Raw genomic sequence first — 17053 nt, forward strand, 5'->3', positions numbered from 1 at the left:
TTAGTATAATAATGTCAAGTTATTTTTAAATAAAAATATTTAAAATTATTTAGTCTATATAACTAAAGTTTATTTAGCCATTTATATATAATATATAAAAACTTATTTTTCAGTTTTTTTAAAAGAAAAGATAATATAATTGCGTCTAGCAATATTTTTTAAAAGGTTTACAATAATGAAAAATCTTACTTTAAGAGAAAAGCAAGATCTTGAAGCTTATGTGTTTTCCAATATAGAAAGAAAAAAAATGGCTTTAAGTAGAATTTTAAAGTTATATTATTTAAGATTTTTTAGATTAGTTTTTTAATTTATATTTTCTCATACCCTCTTTTGTGAAAGATAAGTCTTTAAAATCAGGGGATGAGATTAACTCCATACAAGTTTTATCCAAATTTTCCATTCCGCTTACTTGCATACTAGCTTGCAAATTTTCATCTAAATACAAATCAAAAACTACACAAGTTTGATCATTAACCTTGTAAAGAATTTTTCCACCTTTTTTCTCATCTAGTTCATATGCTTGTAATTTATCATTTTTACTCATTTTCTTAATTTCATCTGCAAAAGATTGATGTAAGGTATAATAAATCATAAAATCACGCATAATATTTTTAATATCAGCAATTTCTTTTCTTAGTTTTGATAAATCTTTAGCGTATAAACTTATAAATTGCGTATTTAAGTATTCATTTAGACTTTTTTCATTTAAATTTTCACACAGTGGATAAATTTTAACCACGAAAGCCTTATTTTTAGCAAGCACTATATCCACACAAGCTTGTTTGTTTTGTTTGTATTCTAAAAATAAAGCTTGACTTGAGCTTAAATTTAGCGTGTTTTGTTTATTGTAAGCAAAATCACTTAGATCTTCATAGATATTTGCATAAGAAAAAATTCCCATAAAAAGCAATAATAAAATTTTCATTCAAATAAATCTTTATGATGAATTTTTAAGTACTCTACCACTTCTAAGATCTCATCAACTCCTTCTTTTTGAGTATTTTGACAAACCTCATCAATACAATCAATATAAACCTCAATTGCTTTTTCTAATTTTGCTCTTTTTACCCCAGCAAACAAAAGCATTGCCTCTAAAACTATGCTTAATTCATATTGTAAATTTTCTATTTCTTCTTTAAAATCATGATTTGTTTTCATTATTTTCCTTTAATTCTTTGCTTTTAATTAAATCTACAAATTGTGCTTTTATGAAATCATAATTAGAACTATCTTTATACGCAGCAAATAATCCACCGCTAGCATTTTTATGCCCTCCCCCATTGACCAAGCTTTTAGCCATCAAACTCACATCGATTTTATTATTTGCTCTAAAACTTAAGGTTTTTCTTGAACTAAGATCAACAAAAAAATCAAAATCGGGATTTTGCATTAAAAAATCATTTCCAATTACAGAAGTATTGCCTATATTTGAAGTTAATAAACCTTTACTTCCTTTATAAAATACACTAAATTTTTCTTTATTTACACTTAGTCTTTCTACCACAAATTTGGAAATTAAATTGCTTAAAGTATCATCATTTTCTTTTTTAAAAAAAGATTTTTTTAAGCCATGCAAATCATCATCTAAATTAATATGAGCATTTTTTTGATGAATGTATTTTCTACAAACATCAAAAAGATAAAAAAGATATTTGATATTTTCTTGTGCAAACATTACTCTATTGATTTCTTTTGCTCCAGAAACCATACCAAGTAATACTTTTCCAAGTTCAAAGTTCTCATCTTCACTCAACCAAATATCTACTGCATTTACCACATCTACAAATTCTGACAAAGCCTTATTTTCGCCATAACATTTACTAAAAAAATCATAAACAATCTTAGTAGCACATCTTTTATCATCTAAAAAATACCAAGGATATTTTTGCATACACTCTAAGCCACTTTGATGATGATCTAAAAGTAAAAGCTTGATTTTTTTACCTTCTATAGCTTTTTGAAAATCTTCACATTGACTTAAAGTTAAATTTAAATCCGTGATTAAAATCACAAATTCTTCATTAGGATTTTGCTTTAAATCTTCCTCTATATTTTTAAAAATCACATTAAAATTTTCATTAATCTCTTTACCATAATTAGAATTATAAAAATAACAATTCTTAAAATAAAAATCTAGCACATACTGACAAGCATAACCATCTAAATCTGTATGTGAAAGATGATAAATTTTCATATTTTTCCTTTATAAATTAACAACTTTTATGATACCTTCTGTTTCAAATTTGGTATTTTCTGCAATCTCAGCAAAACTTAAAACTGTAATATTAATACCAAAATTAGAACAAATATCAGCGATAAATTTTCTAAGTTGTGGCTCAACACAAAGCAAGAAAGGTTTAATTCTTGTATTTGCCACACTTGCAAGTTCAGCTTTTAAAGCTTCTACCAAAGCGCCGGTTTGAGCTACATTTATCATTAAATGATACGAACCATCTTTAAACTGCACATGCTCCATTAATTTTGCAGCCGCAGCAGCATCAAAAATATAAAAGCTAATTTGTCCTTTTTCATCCACATATAAATTTGTAATTGCTCTTGCTAAAGAGGCCCTTACATGCTCAATAATCATATCCAAACTCTTACTTACTTCAGCTATATCACTAATTGATTCTAAAATTGTAAGCATATCTTTAATAGGAATATGTTCTTTAAGTAAAGCTTTTAAAACTTTTTGAATCAAACCTATGCTAGCAACTCTTAAACAATCATCTACCACGATAGGATAATCATTTTTGATTTTATCCAATAAATTTTGAACCTCTTGTTTGGTTAAAAGCTCTGAAGCATTAGCTTTTATAAGCTCGCTCATATGGGTTGAAATCACACTTGCTGGATCAATTACAATATAACCATTTAACGTTGCCTCATCTTTTAAAGATGATTCTATCCATAAAGCATCAGAATTAAAAGCAGGTTCTTTAGTAGCTATACCTTCGATAGGCTCAGTGATAAATCCACTATCCATAGCCAGATATTTATCAGGATAAATTTCAGCACTAGCTATACCCACACCTTTGAGCTTGAAAGTATATTCATTAGGCTTTAATTGTAAATTATCTCTAATTCTAATTTTAGGCATTAAAAAGCCTAAACTTTGAGCTATATTGCGTCTTGTTGATCTAATACGCTCTGTTAATTCACTTTCTGCTAGCTTGATAAGTCCATAACCTAATTCTAATTCTAAAATTTCTAATTTTAAAATATCTGTGATTTTATTTTCTTCTTCTCTTAAAATTTCTTCCTCACTGCGTTTTTGAGGTTTAGTTTGCTCTTGCTCATCAGCTTCTTGGGATTTTTTAGCTGAAATTGTATTAATTTGAATTTTACCCTCTTGCACTTGTTTTATCATATAACCAAGTCCTAAAAACACTAAAGCCATAAAGCCTAAAGAAAAATGTGGTAAACCAGGCACTAAAGCAAAAATAAACAAAACAAAACCTACAATTAGTAGTGTTTTGTATTCTCCTAAAAGCTGATTAATAGAACCTTCAGCAAAATTATCCTCATCTTTGCTAGCACGCGTAATAATAATTGCAGTTGCTGTTGAAGTTATAAGTCCAGGAATTTGAGAAACAAGTCCATCACCTATTGTTAATATAGTATAAGTTGAGGCACATTCTCCAAGCTCCATATCATGCTGAAAATAACCTATCATAAACCCACCAATTAAATTTACAATAGTAATGATAATCCCAGCAACAGCGTCTCCTTTTATAAATTTAGAAGAACCATCCATTGCTCCATAAAAATTTGCTTCAGCTATGATTTCTTGGCGTCTTGCGCGTGCAGTTTTTTCATCAATCAAACCTGCATTTAAATCCGCATCAATAGCCATTTGCTTACCTGGCATCGCATCAAGAGTAAATCTTGCTTGAACTTCAGAAACCCTTGTACTACCTTTAGTTACAACCATAAAATTAATCAAAACCAAAATACAAAAAACAACCATACCTATAACATAATTACCACCAACAACAAATTCCCCAAAACTTGCCACTATATCACTAACAGCAGTGGGACCTTGATGACCCTCACTTAAAATCATACGCGTTGTGGCAATATTAAGTGAAAGTCTAAAAAGTGTGATAATTAAAATCAACGTCGGAAAAGTTGTTAAATCTGTAGGTTTTGGAATATATAAAGAAATTAAAATAATTAAAACTGAAATTGCAATACTTAAAGCAAGAAAAAAGTCTAAAACTATACTTGGTAAAGGCACTATAATAATTGCTAAAATTGCAATAATTACAGCTACTATAGTTAGACTCTTTGCCTTTAAAATAGGTGCAACAAGCGGAGCAATCCAAGGCAATACTAAGCTAAAAATATCTCTTTTAGCCATTATTTTGAATAATATCCTCTAGAGTAATAGAAACTAAAAAATCATCTATCTTGTTTTGAAGTTTCACTAAAACAGGCATAATTTTACAATTTTCTTCTTTTTGCGAAGGACAAATTCCATTACTACACTCAAAAACATTAATAGATTTTTTCTCTACGCTATTAATAATTTCTTTTAAAGTATATTCACTTGGCTTTTTAACAAGCATAAATCCACCTTTAGCACCCTTATAAGATTTCAAAAGTGCGTCTTTAGCAAGAGCTTGTAAAATTTTTGCTAAAAAACTTTTTGGTATATCCAAAACGTTTGACATAGTATCTACATCTTGCGGTTCTTGAGATTTTGCTATATGAATTAAAGACAATAAAGCATATTCGCTAGCTTTGGTAAATAACATTTGTTCCTTTCAAGTTATAAATATAATATATTATTTTTGGTTATTAATAAAAATTTTTATTATATCAAAAATAAGTATCGATAAATATTAAATTTCATATTTTTTAAAATTCAGCATTTTTTTTGGTTTTTTAGTTATAATTACACCTTTTAATTTAAATACCGCTCAGGAGGTCTATTATGGCTTTAGATTCGGCTAAAAAAGCAGAAATAGTTGCAAAATTTGCTAGAAAAGAAGGAGATACAGGTTCTCCAGAAGTTCAAATCGCACTTTTAAGTGCAAGAATTTCAGATTTAACAGAACACTTAAAAATCTACAAAAAAGATTTTTCTTCTCGCTTAGGTCTTTTAAAGCTTGTTGGTCAAAGAAAAAGACTTTTATCTTATCTAAAAAGAAAAGATTATCAAGCTTACACTAAATTAATCAGCGAATTAAACTTAAGAGATAAATAAGCCTCGTGCTTATTTATCTTTATATATTTTTTATTATATTTATTTACTACTACTTTAATTTAAGCTTTCAAAATTTTGATATTTTATTCACAAGAGTTTCACAATGTGATTTTAGCTTCTAAGCACCTAAAAATAGCACTTTAAGTTTTATAAATAAAAATATTTTTCACATTTAAATTTATTGATTTTTAAAGTTTTTTCACTTTTGCTATAAAAAACCCATCTGCATAGTCATCTGGTAAAACTCTTTTGGCAAATGATAAATCAAACTCATCACTTTTTGAGTAAATAAAATTAACATTAGCTAAATCAAAATCAAGCAATTCTAATTTAAAATTTTCATTTCTTAATGCATTTTCTAAAACTGCTTCATTTTCTTCTCTTAAAAATGTACAAGTGCTATACACCAACTCGCCACCATGTTTTAAAGCTAACAATGCTGAATGCAAAAGTTTTTTTTGTAAATTTGCTATCTGCTTAATTTCTTTTGTATTTTTTTGTATTTCAAAACCCATTTTTGCAAAAGTTGAGCAAGGTGCATCAAGTAAAATTTTATCAAATTTCAAAGGACAAGCTTTACCTATAGTACGCGCGTCTTTTAAGAAGCATTTTACAATTTTAACTTGATAATTTTCCATAGTTTTTTTTAAGGTAAAAAAACGTGTTTTAGATAATTCACAACTTGCTAAATAACCCTCATTTTGCATAAAATTAGCTAAATTTAAGCTTTTTCCACCAGGAGCTGCGCACATATCTAGCACATTCTCACCGGCTTTAGCACCTAAAGTTTTAGCACATAAGTATGAAGAATAATTTTGTATATAAAACTTGCCCTCATCAAAAGCTTTCATTGAACTTAGTTTGCTTTTGAAAATACTAGGTATTTTATAGCAATATGGATCAATTTTTTCAAATTTTATATTTTCATTATTTAAAATTTCTTCTAGTTTTTCATTATTAATAAGCAAGGAATTTCTAAAAATATTAATATATTTTTCTTGATTAAAACTTTGAAGGATTTGTTCTTTTTGCTCTTTTGTATAAATTTCATCTAAAGCTGTATTTAAATCAAGTAAGGCCATAAAAATCCTTTAAAAATAAATACGCAGCTAAAGAATCAAGTTTGCCATCTTTTTTCTTTAAATTCACCATGCCAAGTTCTTGTGCATTTTTAGAACTAAAACCCTCATCAACAAAAAAAACTTCTTTGTCAAAATCAAGTAAAGATATGAAATGCTCTATCCTTTTTCGCATTTCATCTTCACTAGATCCACCTAAAGGAATTCCTACTACTAAAGTATTGATATCATACTCTTTGATATATTTTTTTACCTCATTTGCTGCTTGATTACGATTTTTTCTAATAATAGCTTCAAGTGGCATAGCTATACTTTTATTAATACACAATGCAACACCTATACGCTTTAAGCCTATATCTAATGCTAAAGTTTTCATAAACAAGTTCTTATTTTCACTCCAGAAATTTCTACCAAACCCTCAAGTTCATACTCATAAACTCTATCGCCAAATTTTTTTAAAACTTTTTCTAAATCGTCTTCATGTTTTAAAAAACTTAGTAAATCATCTTCGCTTTGTTCATGATGAAGTTCTCCAAACATTCTTACAAATTCTTCAAAATTGTGAATTAAATTTGCTTTTTTTGTAGCTAAAAGTAGATTTGTTCCTTCGCTTTCATCTTTCTTATGAGGTAATACATATATAGGTTTATTCATACTTAAAGCAAGTCTTGCACTTTGCATAGAACCACTTTTTAAATCAGCTTGAGCTATTATAACAACCTCGCTTAAAGCAATGATAAGTCTATTTCTTAATAAAAAATCATAGGGCTTTGCCTTGTAATTTCCTTCATTTTCACTTAAAGCCAAAGCATTTTCATAAATATTTAAAATTTCATTTGTGTTTGCTTTTGGATAAATCTCATCAAGTCCATTAGCAAATATAGCTATGGTTTGAGGATAAGCTATTTTAGCTGCTTGGATATCCACCCCCAAAGCTCCGCCACTTACCACACAAACCTTAGCTTTTTTTAACAAAGTCACCAATTCAACAAGACAATTTTTAGTATAAACACTCATTTTTCTAGAACCTATAATAGCTACTTTTCTAGCATTTAAAAGCTCTAAATTACCTTTATAATAAATCTTTAAAGGCGGATTTAAAAGATTTTTAAAATCTTCAATATTCTCAATAAATTTCATTTAAATACACAAGCTCAACTGAATTTAACAAATCTTTACTTTGCACTAAAGCTTTAAAAGTCTTTTCTCTTGGATGACCAATAGCGATAGCAAAACCTTTCTTTTTTGCCTCTTCTACTGCTTGTCTGAGTTGGTTTTTAATATATGCTATATCATCTTCATTATCCAAAAAAACATCTCTAGCTATATAAGGTTGTTCAAAATGACTTACTAAATTTTTAGCTTTAGAATTTCCTATGGTTCTTGAATCTACAAAAATAAAATCATTTTGTTTAAAGGCACTAAATAATTTTTCCATAGCCTGCTTATTTGCAGTAAATAAACTTCCTGTGTGGTTGTTAATAAATTTTACTTTTGGAAATTGCTCTTTTACAAAAGCTACGCGTTTACTTATTTTTTGTATATCATCACTAGGGTGTAAAGTATTTAATTCTGCCTTGTCATATTTTATAGCAGCAAGAGGCAAATGCACCATAAAAAAGTCAAAATCCTTTGCAAACTCAGCTGTATAAGGATGGCGTTTATCAGGTGGAAAAAAAGATGGGATTAATTTTAAATTTGTTTTTTTAAGCATATCTACATGAGTGTGACTTGCCATATCATCTATAATAATTGCTAGACGAGGTTTGCTATTTTTTTGCACTAGGATTTGAGTTTTATTATCCTCATTTTTATCTGATATATTTTGCTCTTTATTGATTAATTCTTTGCTTGTATTTTGATCTATTACTTCTAAAATTAAAGTTTGATTATCCTCTTTAGTTTGATTTAACTCTGTATTTACAGGGTTTAAATTTAAAATTTCACTAATGTTTTTATCTAAAAATTCTAATTTTTCATTTTCTAAAGTCAAATTTATATCATTAAAACTAAAATTGCTTTCTTGCTCTTTTGTAGGTGGTAATAGTTCTTTTTTGGTTTGATTATAGTCTAAGGTTTTATTTTCTTCTTTTTTTAAAAACAAAGCTCCAAATGCAAAAAGAAAAATTCCAAACACAATAAGACAAAGTGCTATAAGCACTTTGTATTTTTTATTTATAGTTTTCAAATTAGTTTTTATCTTTATCAACTAATTTTTTAGCGCTAATCCAAGGCATCATAGCACGAAGTTCGCGTCCTGTTTTTTCTATCAAAGAATCATTCATTAATTTACGCTCTGCGTGCATTCTTGCAAAATTTGCTCTTCTTTCTAAGATAAAATCTTTAGCAAAACTTCCATTTTGTATGTCTTTTAAAACACCTTTCATAGCCTCTTTAGTTTCTTTGGTAATAATCTTAGGCCCTGTGATATAATCTCCATATTCAGCAGTATTAGAAACAGAATATCTCATATCAGCAATACCACCTTGATAAATCAAATCTACAATTAATTTCATTTCATGCAAACACTCAAAATACGCCATTTCAGGCTCATATCCTGCTTCAACTAAGGTTTCAAAACCAGCTTGGATTAAAGCACTAAGTCCTCCACAAAGCACTGCTTGCTCACCAAATAAATCTGTTTCAGTTTCAGCTTTAAAAGTCGTTTCTATAATACCTGTTCTACCACCGCCTATAGCACTAGCATAACTTAAAGCTAAATTTTTAGCATTTTTACTCTCATCTTGGTGGATAGCAATTAAACAAGGAGTACCCCCGCCTATACTAAATTCATGCCTTACAGTATGACCAGGAGCTTTAGGAGCTATCATAATCACATCTATGCCTTTTGGAGCAACAATTTGTCCATAGTGGATATTAAATCCATGTGCAAATGCTAGAGTTTTACCTGCTTTTAATTCAGGTTTAATTTCTTCATTAAAAATTTCACTTTGAATTTCATCAGGAGCTAAAATCATAATCAAATCTGCTTCTTTAGTAGCTTCTTTTACGCTTTTTACTATAAAATTTGCTTTTTGAGCTTTTGCCCAACTTTGCCCACCCTCTTTTAAGCCTATGATCACTTCTACACCACTATCTCTTAAATTCATAGCATGAGCATGACCTTGAGAGCCAAAACCTATAATAGCTACTTTTTTTGATTTTATTAAATTAATATCACAATCTTTATCATAATAAATTGATACAGCCATTATGCACTCCTAAAATTAAAATTAAAGCAAAGATTATAACTAAAAAATATAAATTTAATCCTTTTATGATAAAATTTAAGTTTTGAAAAATTACTATAAAGAGTCTTATGAAAGAATTATTTAATCAACTAAGTTATGGTCTAAATGCTAATGAAATTACCAATAAAAACAAGCAAATAATTAGAGAATTATTAACTTGTGATATTATTAAATTTTATAAAAACAAATACTATTTAAAAGATGGCTTTACTTTTGGTAAAATTGACATTTCTGTTAATGGAACGGGATTTTTAGAAAGTTTTGATCCTGCTTTTAAGCGTGATTTGCTCATAGAAAATAAAAATTTAAAAGGAGCAAATTATGCTGATATAGTTGTAGCAAAATTACTCCCTCTTAAAAAAAAGCGTCCAAGTGCTAAAGTTATTTTAATACTTAAAAGAGCCCATGAAACATCTTTGGTTATGACTAAAAAATACGGCGAAGCAGTCCTTGGAGTAAATATTCAAACAGGGCTTACATGTGCCTTAAAAGCCTCTCAAAAATCCTTAAAAGCTCTGCCTTTAGGAACTATTTTAAAAATAGAAAATCATGATAATAATATCACTGAAGTGATAGGGCATATTGATGATGATTTTGTGGATGAAAAAATTTCCTTAGCACTTTTTAATAAAAATGCAATTTTTGATAATTTATGTGAAAATGAAGCAAAAGCTTATGGAGATAAAGTTGATGCAAGTATGTATCCATCAAGAAAAGATCTTAGAAATTTAAATTTTTGCACCATTGATCCAATTGATGCAAAAGATTTTGATGATGCAATTTATTATGATAAAAATGAACATGCCATTTATATAGCCATAGCCGATGTAAGCGCTTATGTGCATGCTTATAGCGCCATTGATAAAGAAGCAAGATCAAGAGGCTTTTCGATTTATTTTCCTCATATTGCCATACCTATGTTGCCAAGAGCTTTGAGTGAAAATATTTGCTCACTAAAACCTAATGAAGATAGGTTAGCATTTTGTTTTAAAATAAGCTTAGATCAAAACAATGAAGTGATTAAAGAAGAGCTTTTTGAGGCTATTATCAACTCAAAACGCCGTTTTAATTACGATGAAGTTGATGAGTATTTACAAAAGCAAGAAGATTTAGGCGCAATCAATTGGCTTTATGAGGTTTTCAAAATCACTCAAAATTTACGAAAAAAACGATTAAAAAATGCTTGTGAGTTTAAAACCCAAGAGTTAAGAATGACTTTAGATGAAAATAATAAACTCATAAAAACACGCCTTGAAAATGACACTGCCTCGCATAATTTAATCGAAGATTGCATGCTTTTAGCTAATAAAGCTGCAGCAAAACTCATTGATATAGGAGTTTTTAGAAATCACTTAAGTCCTGATTATAAAAAAATAGATCAATTACTAGCCGATCTTTCAACACTTAGTATAGATATTAATCCTAAAAATAATGTCATAGAATTATTTAAAGACATTCAAGTCTTAGCAAATGAGCTAAATATAAGAGAAGAAGTAGATAAGCTCATCATCAAAGCGCAAAAAAAGGCAGAATATTCTAGTGAAAATGCGGGACATTTTGGCTTAGGTTTTGATAAATATACCCATTTTACAAGCCCTATTAGAAGATATTCTGATCTTATTTTACATAGACTTTTAAAAGCTAAAATCAATAATGATGAAAAAATGTTTAATTATTTGCTTTTAAACATACAAAGCACTTGCGAGGAATTAAGCTTACTAGAAAGAGAGGCAGATAAAGTTGCTTGGCATTTCATGGATAGAAAATTTGCAAGATGGGCAAAAGAAAATATAGGAAAAAGATTTAAGGCTTTGGTAGTAGAAAATCAAAGTTCATTGCAAGTCAAATTAAATGATGAAATTAAGGGAGCTTTGATTACCATCATAGGTTCAAGGGCAAATTTATTAGAAAATGTAGAAATAGAAATCACTGAAGTAGATATTGTCAGTGCTAAAATTTTTGGCAAAATCACCAAGCATTTTAGTTTAGAAAGAAACCAAAATGTATAAAAATCAACTCCAAAGCTTACTTAATGGCAATAATTTTCCTAATTTTTTCTTGCTTTATGGAGCGGATAATTTCCAAATAGAACTTTATGCTAAATTTATTAAAGACAAATACTCTTTTGATGAGAGTTTAAGATTTTATTTTGAAGAATATGATTTTAAGCAAGCTTATGATTATTTATCTAGCGCTTCTTTATTTAGCGAGAGAAAACTGCTAGAAATCAAAACTCAAAAGAAAATCCCAAGTAAAGAACTCAAGCAACTTTTACAGCTTTGTCAAAATTCGCAAGATAATTATTTTTTACTTGAAATTTATGATGAAAGCTCCAAACAAAGTGAAGCGGAGAAAATTTTTGCTAATAATTTTTGCAGATTTTATAAAGTAAATTCAGCTAAAGAGGGCATGGAGTTACTAGCTTTAAAAGCTAAAGAATTAAATATCAATATCACTCAAAATGCCCTTTATGCTCTTTTTTATAATTTTAATGAGAATTTATATTTAGCAGCTAATGAGTTAAATAAATTTAGTGGTTTAAATATCGATGAAAAAATCATTCAAGAGCATTGTTATAGTTTAAGTACTATTAGCTTTGAAAGTTTTTTTGATAAACTGATGCAAAAACAAGATTTAAGAAACGAACTTGAAAATATTTTAGAAAATTATAATGAAATAGCATTGATTAATGCCTTATATGCAAATTTTTCTAGACTTTTTAAAATTGCATTACATGTTAAAATTTATGGAAATTTAGACTTAAAAGAAATTTTAGGCTATACCCCGCCTATTTCTGTGGCACAAAATCTTCAAAAACAAGCTCTTATGATCAAAATACCACAATATAAACATATCTTTTTGACACTTTGTAATTGCGAATATGAATTAAAAAAGAATTCTAAAATAGAAAAAAAAGAGTTTTTAATCGCAACACTTTTACAACTTAGCTCCATATTAAAAAGTTAAATTAAGAAAACTTATGGTAAAATAAAATTTGCATTTTATGCAAATCCTTGCCTAAAAATTTTAGGCTTTATATCCATAAGGAGAAATTAAATGAGACATTATGAAGTTTTATTCATATTAAAACCGACACTTACAGAAGAAGAAGTAAGTGCTAAGTTGGAATTCGTAAAAGAAGTCCTTACAAAAAATGGCGCAGAAATTGAAAGCGTAGTTCCAATGGGAACAAGAAAACTTGCGTACAAAATTAAAAAATACGAAAGAGGAACTTATTTTGTGATTTATTTTAAAGCTCCTACAAATTTAATAGCAGAGCTTGAAAGGGTATTAAGAATCACTGAAGAAGTAATTAGATTTTTAATCGTAAAATATGAAAATAAAAAAGAAATAGCAGCTTGGGAAAAACTAAGCAAAGGTATCAAACAAAATAAAAAAGAAATCAAAGCTAGCGAAAGTACAGAAGGCTAATTAATGTTTAATAAAGTCGTTTTAGTAGGTAATCTTACAAGGGATATAGAGATGCGCTATGCTCCATCAGGTAGCGCAATAGGCTCTTCTGCTATAGCTGTAACAAGAAGATTTAGTACAAATACAGGAGAAAAAAGAGAAGAAACCTGCTTTATCGACATTAGTTTTTTTGGTAGAACAGCAGAGATTGCTAATCAATACCTTAACAAAGGTAGTAAAGTTTTAATTGAAGGTCGTTTGAGATTTGAGCAGTGGAGCGATCAAAATGGACAAAATAGATCAAAACACAGTATTCAAGTTGAGAATTTAGAAATGTTAGGTTCAACTGTACAAAATAACCAACAAAACAATTTTGACAATCAAAATTATGGCTATAATCAGAATTTTAACCAACAACAAAGTTTTGATCCTTATGCTCAAGTACAAACTAGAACAAACCCATCTAATACCTATCAAAATCCTCAAAAGGAAACCCCTATGAAGGAAATTGATATTGATAAATATGATGATGATACAGAATTACCATTTTAAAGGAAAAAATCATGGCAGAAAAAAGAAAATATTCACGTAAATATTGCAAATACACTGAAGCTAAAGTTGATTTCATTGACTATAAAGATACAGCATTATTAAAACATGCTTTATCAGAAAGATTTAAAATCATGCCACGCCGTTTAACAGGTACTAGCAAAAAACACCAAGAAATGGTTGAAGTTGCTATTAAACGTGCAAGACATGTAGCACTTATCCCTTACATCGTAGATAGAAAAGAAGTTGTTACTAATCCTTTTGAAGGGCTATAATTATTAAATCAAACCCAAGCTTTTAAGCTTGGGAAAATAAAAGGTTGTTTTATGTTTTCAGATATAGAATCTGAAATTTATATAATTTTACTTGCTTCTGTTGCTATTATAGCAGTTTTGAATCCTTTTGGAAATCTTCCTCAATTTCTTGCAATGACTGAGGGCTTAGATGCTGATACAAGAAAAAAACTTTTTAGAAATATCATTTATACTGCATTTTGTATTGTTTTAGTTTTTTTACTTTCTGGACCATTCATCATGAAATATTTATTTAAAATAGATATTAATGATTTACGAGTTGCGGGCGGTTTGATTTTAATCATCATGAGCACTAAAAACTTACTTTTTACTCCATCAAGTTCTCAATTTCAACATTATCAAGGATTAAGCCATAAAGAATTATTGAAAAAAAGTATAGTACCAATGGCATTTCCTATGCTAGTAGGTCCTGGAACACTTTCTACTATAGTGGTTATTTCAGAAGATCAAAATTTAGCTATAGCTATAGCTTCTGTATTGCTTACCTTTGCTTTTATTTTTGTTTTATTTCACTTTTCAGCTACTATTGAAAAAGTCATAGGAAAACTTGTGCTTTATGTTTTTTCGCGCATTGCTTTAGTTTTTATTATGGCTATGGGAGTAAAAATGATAGCTATTGGAGTTCAAACTTACATTCAATCTAATTTAGGATAAACAAAAAAACTTTTTTGTAAAAACACTTCTTCATTTACTGCTTTATTGTCATTTAATAACACGCTAATATTTACCGCTATAATGCTTTTTGCATTAGTATCATTTGCTATCAATTTATATCCTTTACACTCACCCAAAGGATAGGCATAATCAATTCGTATTTTTATATTATTATATTCAAAATTATATTCATTTAAGCATTCTTTACCCTCTAAATAGGCTTGATATAAAAAATATTTAGAAAGCTCTTTTACATCATGAAGTAAAATCTTTCCTTGAGTATAAAGAGTTAAATCTTTCATAATTCTTGGAGAATATGAAGAAATTTTTATTACAAATGCCATAACAAAAGAGATAAATAAAATAAAAGATATTGTATAAACCATAGCAAACGATTTTTTCATAAAAACATCCACTTTGATAAACATTCATTTTGACTTTTATCGCATATTAGAACTTTTAGCGTCTTATCATCTTGCTTGAAAATAAGCTTTGAAATATTTTGAGCTAGTAAAAAAGATCGTTTGTTATGATTTAAATCATCTATTTGTATATAAATATTTTCATTTTCTAAATATACTCTAACATAAGCATATAAAATAGTATAAAATCCACTAAATTTCTCATTAATAAAATGGATTTTCTCTCTATCACTAACTAGCGCTTTATAAATTTTTGAATTTTGTATATCATAAAAATACATATAATCATTAGCATATATTTTTAACTTTTTTTCACTATGCATATCTTTATAATTACTTAAAATTCCTTTAGAACTTCCATTTTCTATAAAATGCAAATTGCTTTTTGGACTAAAAAAACTTTCATTGTTTTCTAAAATAATGCCACTAAAGTTTAATTTTTTTAATGACAAATCGTAAAAAATATCATCATTTGCACTCATATAACACTCAAAAGAACTACTTGTCAATGTCACATTTAAACAAGAATGATAAATTTTTTCCATACTAAGCAAAGTTTGGTTTAAATTTAAAAATACTGTGTTGGAATTTTTAATTTTGTAACTATGATTATAAAGATGTATGGCCGGATTACTTAAGATAATAATCAATACACCCAAGATAATAAGGCTTAGTGTAAGCTCTAATAAACTAAAAGCTTTTTTCATCTATAAAAGCTTCTTTATAGGATAAATCTTTTATTTTTAAAGATTTGAGTTTAAACTCATCACTAGTGTATTCTAAAAAATTATAAGTGTTTATATTTACTTCTTTTGCTTTATATGAAGGATTTTGCATAAATAATTCTTTTTCTTCATTAAAAAGGATTTGATTTTGCCATATAACATTTAAAGATTTATTTGCAAATATAAGATAATAAGATCCAAAAACAAAAGATAAGATTACAATACAAAAAGCAAGCTCTAGGAGACTAAAAGCTTGCTTCATTTATTTAAACTTGCATTAAAAGCTTCAAAAAAAGTACCGCGCAAAGCTCTTTTTTCTAAAGCCTCAACCCCTCTTATAGTCACCCCTGCTGGAGAACAAATTTTTTCTTTGATAATAGCAGGATGTGTATGGTTAAACAAAGCACTAAAGCTTTCAAAACTTGCACGAGTAAGCTCATAACTAAGCTCATTTTTTAAACCATTTTTAACACCTGCATTTGCTAAACTTTCTGCTACCAAAGCCAAAAACGCAGGAGCACAGCCACTTAAAACCATAGCCACATCAAATTCTTTTTCATTTTGCAAACTTATGGCTTTACCAAAAGTATTTAATAACGATAAAATTTCATCTTTATATAAATCATTTTCCATCAAATACGCAGTCGCTGAGGCTTTAAATTCAGCTGCTGTATTTGGTATGATTTTTATATAATTTTGCGCATTAACACAATGAAGTTGCTCAAAAGTAGTATTTGCTAAAACTGAAATAAGCCATCTTGCCTTGCCTTTTAATTTAACAGCTACTTCTTCTAAAGCATAGGGTTTAAAAGCCAAAATAACATTTTTATTTTCCATATCAAACTCATCATACGATATGACTTTAAAATTTAAACTACTTGCTTTTTTTAAATCTCTTGCAACTATTATCACTTCATAAGCATCACTTATGCCTTTAGCTATAGCACTTGCCATAGCGCCATTTCCTAAAATATAAATTTCAGACATTATTTTGTTTGTTTAATAAAAGCTGAAATCTTTTCAGACTGAAAATAATTAGGATATTTGCTTGTATCTAAAATCACTTGCACTAAAGAATTATTATCATAATTCATAACAACAGGTGCTAAAAAATTAACTGTAGATTCTTCTAATGGCTCATTAATAGCCACTATAACAAATACACCAAAATTAGTTTGTTCATTTAAAGCTAATAATTCTTGATAATAATCAGGTACTTCAAAATCATAATCAGGACGGATCATATAAGGATCAATCATCACAAAAGAAAAATCTTTACCATCAAGGCTTTTAAGTCTATAAAAAACCTCATCTATTTTGTAAAAGTTCATATTTTTGGTATCTTCAAACCCCAAAATAGGACATTTAACTTCTAAGTTCATTTTGCCTCCTAAAATCTATTGACTAAGAAATTACAACACATAAAGCAATTTTAG

At 28.2% G+C, this 17053-nt stretch carries 23 protein-coding genes; 8 read left to right on the forward strand and 15 right to left on the reverse strand.

All coding sequences use genetic code 11. The annotated features are described in order from the left end of the window. The first annotated feature begins 175 nt into the window (after positions 1-175). Positions 176-307 (forward strand): hypothetical protein, encoded by a 132-nt coding sequence (locus L8W68_RS00305; RefSeq protein WP_256374638.1) that lies wholly within the window; start codon positions 176-178, stop codon positions 305-307. Here the strand turns inward: L8W68_RS00305 and L8W68_RS00310 are convergent. The 5 genes from L8W68_RS00310 to L8W68_RS00330 are packed head-to-tail and all read right to left on the reverse strand — an operon-like array spanning position 296 to position 4760. Continuing rightward, positions 296-925, reverse strand: coding sequence for a hypothetical protein (locus tag L8W68_RS00310; RefSeq protein ID WP_263674561.1), 630 nt, complete (start codon positions 923-925; stop codon positions 296-298). The genes L8W68_RS00305 and L8W68_RS00310 overlap by 12 nt on opposite strands. After that, on the reverse strand, positions 922-1158 hold the full coding sequence (locus tag L8W68_RS00315) for a hypothetical protein (RefSeq protein ID WP_263674562.1): 237 nt from the start codon (positions 1156-1158) through the stop codon (positions 922-924). The genes L8W68_RS00310 and L8W68_RS00315 overlap by 4 nt, the downstream gene beginning before the upstream one ends. Next, entirely contained in the window at positions 1142-2194 is a 1053-nt protein-coding gene (locus L8W68_RS00320; protein WP_039618500.1) for a DHH family phosphoesterase, read from the reverse strand. Before L8W68_RS00320 ends, L8W68_RS00315 begins: the two co-directional genes overlap by 17 nt. A 9-nt stretch (positions 2195-2203) precedes the next feature. Beyond that, entirely contained in the window at positions 2204-4363 is a 2160-nt protein-coding gene (gene flhA, locus L8W68_RS00325; protein ID WP_263674563.1) for a flagellar biosynthesis protein FlhA, read from the reverse strand. Continuing rightward, positions 4356-4760 carry an Rrf2 family transcriptional regulator gene (locus L8W68_RS00330; RefSeq protein ID WP_263674564.1) on the reverse strand — a complete coding sequence of 135 codons (405 nt, stop codon included), beginning with the start codon at positions 4758-4760 and terminating at the stop codon, positions 4356-4358. Before L8W68_RS00330 ends, flhA begins: the two co-directional genes overlap by 8 nt. Before the next feature lie 179 nt (positions 4761-4939). Between L8W68_RS00330 and rpsO the strand changes: the two genes are divergently transcribed. Then, on the forward strand, positions 4940-5212 hold the full coding sequence (rpsO, locus tag L8W68_RS00335; RefSeq protein WP_039618506.1) for a 30S ribosomal protein S15: 273 nt from the start codon (positions 4940-4942) through the stop codon (positions 5210-5212). A gap of 188 nt (positions 5213-5400) precedes the next feature. Here rpsO and L8W68_RS00340 read toward each other — a convergent pair whose 3' ends face one another. Genes L8W68_RS00340 through ilvC form a run of 5 tightly spaced genes read right to left on the reverse strand, consistent with a single transcriptional unit; the run spans position 5401 to position 9503 of the window. Next, positions 5401-6294: an RsmB/NOP family class I SAM-dependent RNA methyltransferase gene (locus L8W68_RS00340; RefSeq protein ID WP_263674565.1), complete on the reverse strand. Its 894-nt coding sequence runs from the start codon at positions 6292-6294 to the stop codon at positions 5401-5403. Next, a complete protein-coding gene (gene ruvX / locus L8W68_RS00345; protein WP_263674566.1) occupies positions 6281-6667 on the reverse strand; it encodes a Holliday junction resolvase RuvX in 387 nt (128 codons plus the stop codon). Before ruvX ends, L8W68_RS00340 begins: the two co-directional genes overlap by 14 nt. Next, positions 6664-7431, reverse strand: coding sequence for a DNA-protecting protein DprA (locus L8W68_RS00350; RefSeq protein WP_263674567.1), 768 nt, complete (start codon positions 7429-7431; stop codon positions 6664-6666). Before L8W68_RS00350 ends, ruvX begins: the two co-directional genes overlap by 4 nt. Next, positions 7418-8452, reverse strand: a complete 1035-nt coding sequence (locus L8W68_RS00355; protein WP_263674568.1) for a divergent polysaccharide deacetylase family protein — start codon at positions 8450-8452, stop codon at positions 7418-7420. Before L8W68_RS00355 ends, L8W68_RS00350 begins: the two co-directional genes overlap by 14 nt. Positions 8453-8480: 28 nt before the next feature. Continuing rightward, positions 8481-9503: a ketol-acid reductoisomerase gene (ilvC, locus tag L8W68_RS00360; RefSeq protein WP_012661655.1), complete on the reverse strand. Its 1023-nt coding sequence runs from the start codon at positions 9501-9503 to the stop codon at positions 8481-8483. A gap of 107 nt (positions 9504-9610) precedes the next feature. On the opposite strand from ilvC, the gene L8W68_RS00365 reads away from it, so the two are divergent. From L8W68_RS00365 to L8W68_RS00390, 6 genes are all read left to right on the forward strand, one after another. Then, entirely contained in the window at positions 9611-11551 is a 1941-nt protein-coding gene (locus L8W68_RS00365; RefSeq protein WP_263674569.1) for a VacB/RNase II family 3'-5' exoribonuclease, read from the forward strand. Beyond that, entirely contained in the window at positions 11544-12509 is a 966-nt protein-coding gene (gene holA, locus L8W68_RS00370) for a DNA polymerase III subunit delta (RefSeq protein WP_115645696.1), read from the forward strand. Before L8W68_RS00365 ends, holA begins: the two co-directional genes overlap by 8 nt. Before the next feature lie 90 nt (positions 12510-12599). Next, a complete protein-coding gene (rpsF, locus tag L8W68_RS00375; protein ID WP_012661658.1) occupies positions 12600-12974 on the forward strand; it encodes a 30S ribosomal protein S6 in 375 nt (124 codons plus the stop codon). A gap of 3 nt (positions 12975-12977) precedes the next feature. After that, a complete protein-coding gene (locus tag L8W68_RS00380; protein ID WP_115645698.1) occupies positions 12978-13505 on the forward strand; it encodes a single-stranded DNA-binding protein in 528 nt (175 codons plus the stop codon). A gap of 11 nt (positions 13506-13516) precedes the next feature. Further along, complete coding sequence (gene rpsR / locus L8W68_RS00385; RefSeq protein WP_039618521.1) at positions 13517-13777, forward strand: 30S ribosomal protein S18; 261 nt, start codon at positions 13517-13519, stop codon at positions 13775-13777. A 51-nt stretch (positions 13778-13828) separates the two neighbouring features. Next, complete coding sequence (locus L8W68_RS00390; RefSeq protein WP_263674570.1) at positions 13829-14470, forward strand: MarC family protein; 642 nt, start codon at positions 13829-13831, stop codon at positions 14468-14470. Here L8W68_RS00390 and L8W68_RS00395 read toward each other — a convergent pair. Genes L8W68_RS00395 through fliW form a run of 5 tightly spaced genes read right to left on the reverse strand, consistent with a single transcriptional unit; the run spans position 14452 to position 16999 of the window. After that, positions 14452-14874, reverse strand: coding sequence for a hypothetical protein (locus tag L8W68_RS00395; RefSeq protein WP_263674571.1), 423 nt, complete (start codon positions 14872-14874; stop codon positions 14452-14454). The two genes, L8W68_RS00390 and L8W68_RS00395, sit on opposite strands and share 19 nt — an antisense overlap. After that, positions 14871-15599, reverse strand: coding sequence for a hypothetical protein (locus tag L8W68_RS00400; protein ID WP_263674572.1), 729 nt, complete (start codon positions 15597-15599; stop codon positions 14871-14873). Before L8W68_RS00400 ends, L8W68_RS00395 begins: the two co-directional genes overlap by 4 nt. Further along, positions 15583-15879 (reverse strand): hypothetical protein, encoded by a 297-nt coding sequence (locus L8W68_RS00405; protein ID WP_214114776.1) that lies wholly within the window; start codon positions 15877-15879, stop codon positions 15583-15585. Before L8W68_RS00405 ends, L8W68_RS00400 begins: the two co-directional genes overlap by 17 nt. Then, positions 15876-16604 (reverse strand): pyrroline-5-carboxylate reductase, encoded by a 729-nt coding sequence (locus tag L8W68_RS00410; RefSeq protein WP_263674573.1) that lies wholly within the window; start codon positions 16602-16604, stop codon positions 15876-15878. Before L8W68_RS00410 ends, L8W68_RS00405 begins: the two co-directional genes overlap by 4 nt. Then, a complete protein-coding gene (gene fliW / locus L8W68_RS00415) occupies positions 16604-16999 on the reverse strand; it encodes a flagellar assembly protein FliW (protein WP_012661666.1) in 396 nt (131 codons plus the stop codon). The genes L8W68_RS00410 and fliW overlap by 1 nt, the downstream gene beginning before the upstream one ends. Positions 17000-17053 lie beyond the last annotated feature (54 nt).

Source organism: Campylobacter sp. FU_497 (assembly GCF_025772425.1).
GTDB classification, from domain to species: domain Bacteria; phylum Campylobacterota; class Campylobacteria; order Campylobacterales; family Campylobacteraceae; genus Campylobacter_D; species Campylobacter_D lari_C.

What these genes read in the sequence shown, in the direction of transcription:
- L8W68_RS00320 (WP_039618500.1), bottom strand. Translation starts at nt 2,194, where the DNA reads ATGAAAATTTATCATCTTTCACATACAGATTTAGATGGTTATGCTTGT.
- ruvX (WP_263674566.1), bottom strand. Translation starts at nt 6,667, where the DNA reads ATGAAAACTTTAGCATTAGATATAGGCTTAAAGCGTATAGGTGTTGCA.
- rpsF (WP_012661658.1), top strand. Translation starts at nt 12,600, where the DNA reads ATGAGACATTATGAAGTTTTATTCATATTAAAACCGACACTTACAGAA.
- holA (WP_115645696.1), top strand. Translation starts at nt 11,544, where the DNA reads ATGTATAAAAATCAACTCCAAAGCTTACTTAATGGCAATAATTTTCCT.
- L8W68_RS00315 (WP_263674562.1), bottom strand. Translation starts at nt 1,158, where the DNA reads ATGAAAACAAATCATGATTTTAAAGAAGAAATAGAAAATTTACAATAT.
- L8W68_RS00350 (WP_263674567.1), bottom strand. Translation starts at nt 7,431, where the DNA reads ATGAAATTTATTGAGAATATTGAAGATTTTAAAAATCTTTTAAATCCG.
- L8W68_RS00340 (WP_263674565.1), bottom strand. Translation starts at nt 6,294, where the DNA reads ATGGCCTTACTTGATTTAAATACAGCTTTAGATGAAATTTATACAAAA.
- rpsR (WP_039618521.1), top strand. Translation starts at nt 13,517, where the DNA reads ATGGCAGAAAAAAGAAAATATTCACGTAAATATTGCAAATACACTGAA.
- rpsO (WP_039618506.1), top strand. Translation starts at nt 4,940, where the DNA reads ATGGCTTTAGATTCGGCTAAAAAAGCAGAAATAGTTGCAAAATTTGCT.
- L8W68_RS00410 (WP_263674573.1), bottom strand. Translation starts at nt 16,604, where the DNA reads ATGTCTGAAATTTATATTTTAGGAAATGGCGCTATGGCAAGTGCTATA.
- L8W68_RS00405 (WP_214114776.1), bottom strand. Translation starts at nt 15,879, where the DNA reads ATGAAGCAAGCTTTTAGTCTCCTAGAGCTTGCTTTTTGTATTGTAATC.
- L8W68_RS00310 (WP_263674561.1), bottom strand. Translation starts at nt 925, where the DNA reads ATGAAAATTTTATTATTGCTTTTTATGGGAATTTTTTCTTATGCAAAT.
- L8W68_RS00390 (WP_263674570.1), top strand. Translation starts at nt 13,829, where the DNA reads ATGTTTTCAGATATAGAATCTGAAATTTATATAATTTTACTTGCTTCT.
- L8W68_RS00400 (WP_263674572.1), bottom strand. Translation starts at nt 15,599, where the DNA reads ATGAAAAAAGCTTTTAGTTTATTAGAGCTTACACTAAGCCTTATTATC.
- L8W68_RS00305 (WP_256374638.1), top strand. Translation starts at nt 176, where the DNA reads ATGAAAAATCTTACTTTAAGAGAAAAGCAAGATCTTGAAGCTTATGTG.
- ilvC (WP_012661655.1), bottom strand. Translation starts at nt 9,503, where the DNA reads ATGGCTGTATCAATTTATTATGATAAAGATTGTGATATTAATTTAATA.
- L8W68_RS00330 (WP_263674564.1), bottom strand. Translation starts at nt 4,760, where the DNA reads ATGTTATTTACCAAAGCTAGCGAATATGCTTTATTGTCTTTAATTCAT.
- fliW (WP_012661666.1), bottom strand. Translation starts at nt 16,999, where the DNA reads ATGAACTTAGAAGTTAAATGTCCTATTTTGGGGTTTGAAGATACCAAA.
- L8W68_RS00380 (WP_115645698.1), top strand. Translation starts at nt 12,978, where the DNA reads ATGTTTAATAAAGTCGTTTTAGTAGGTAATCTTACAAGGGATATAGAG.
- L8W68_RS00395 (WP_263674571.1), bottom strand. Translation starts at nt 14,874, where the DNA reads ATGAAAAAATCGTTTGCTATGGTTTATACAATATCTTTTATTTTATTT.
- L8W68_RS00365 (WP_263674569.1), top strand. Translation starts at nt 9,611, where the DNA reads ATGAAAGAATTATTTAATCAACTAAGTTATGGTCTAAATGCTAATGAA.
- flhA (WP_263674563.1), bottom strand. Translation starts at nt 4,363, where the DNA reads ATGGCTAAAAGAGATATTTTTAGCTTAGTATTGCCTTGGATTGCTCCG.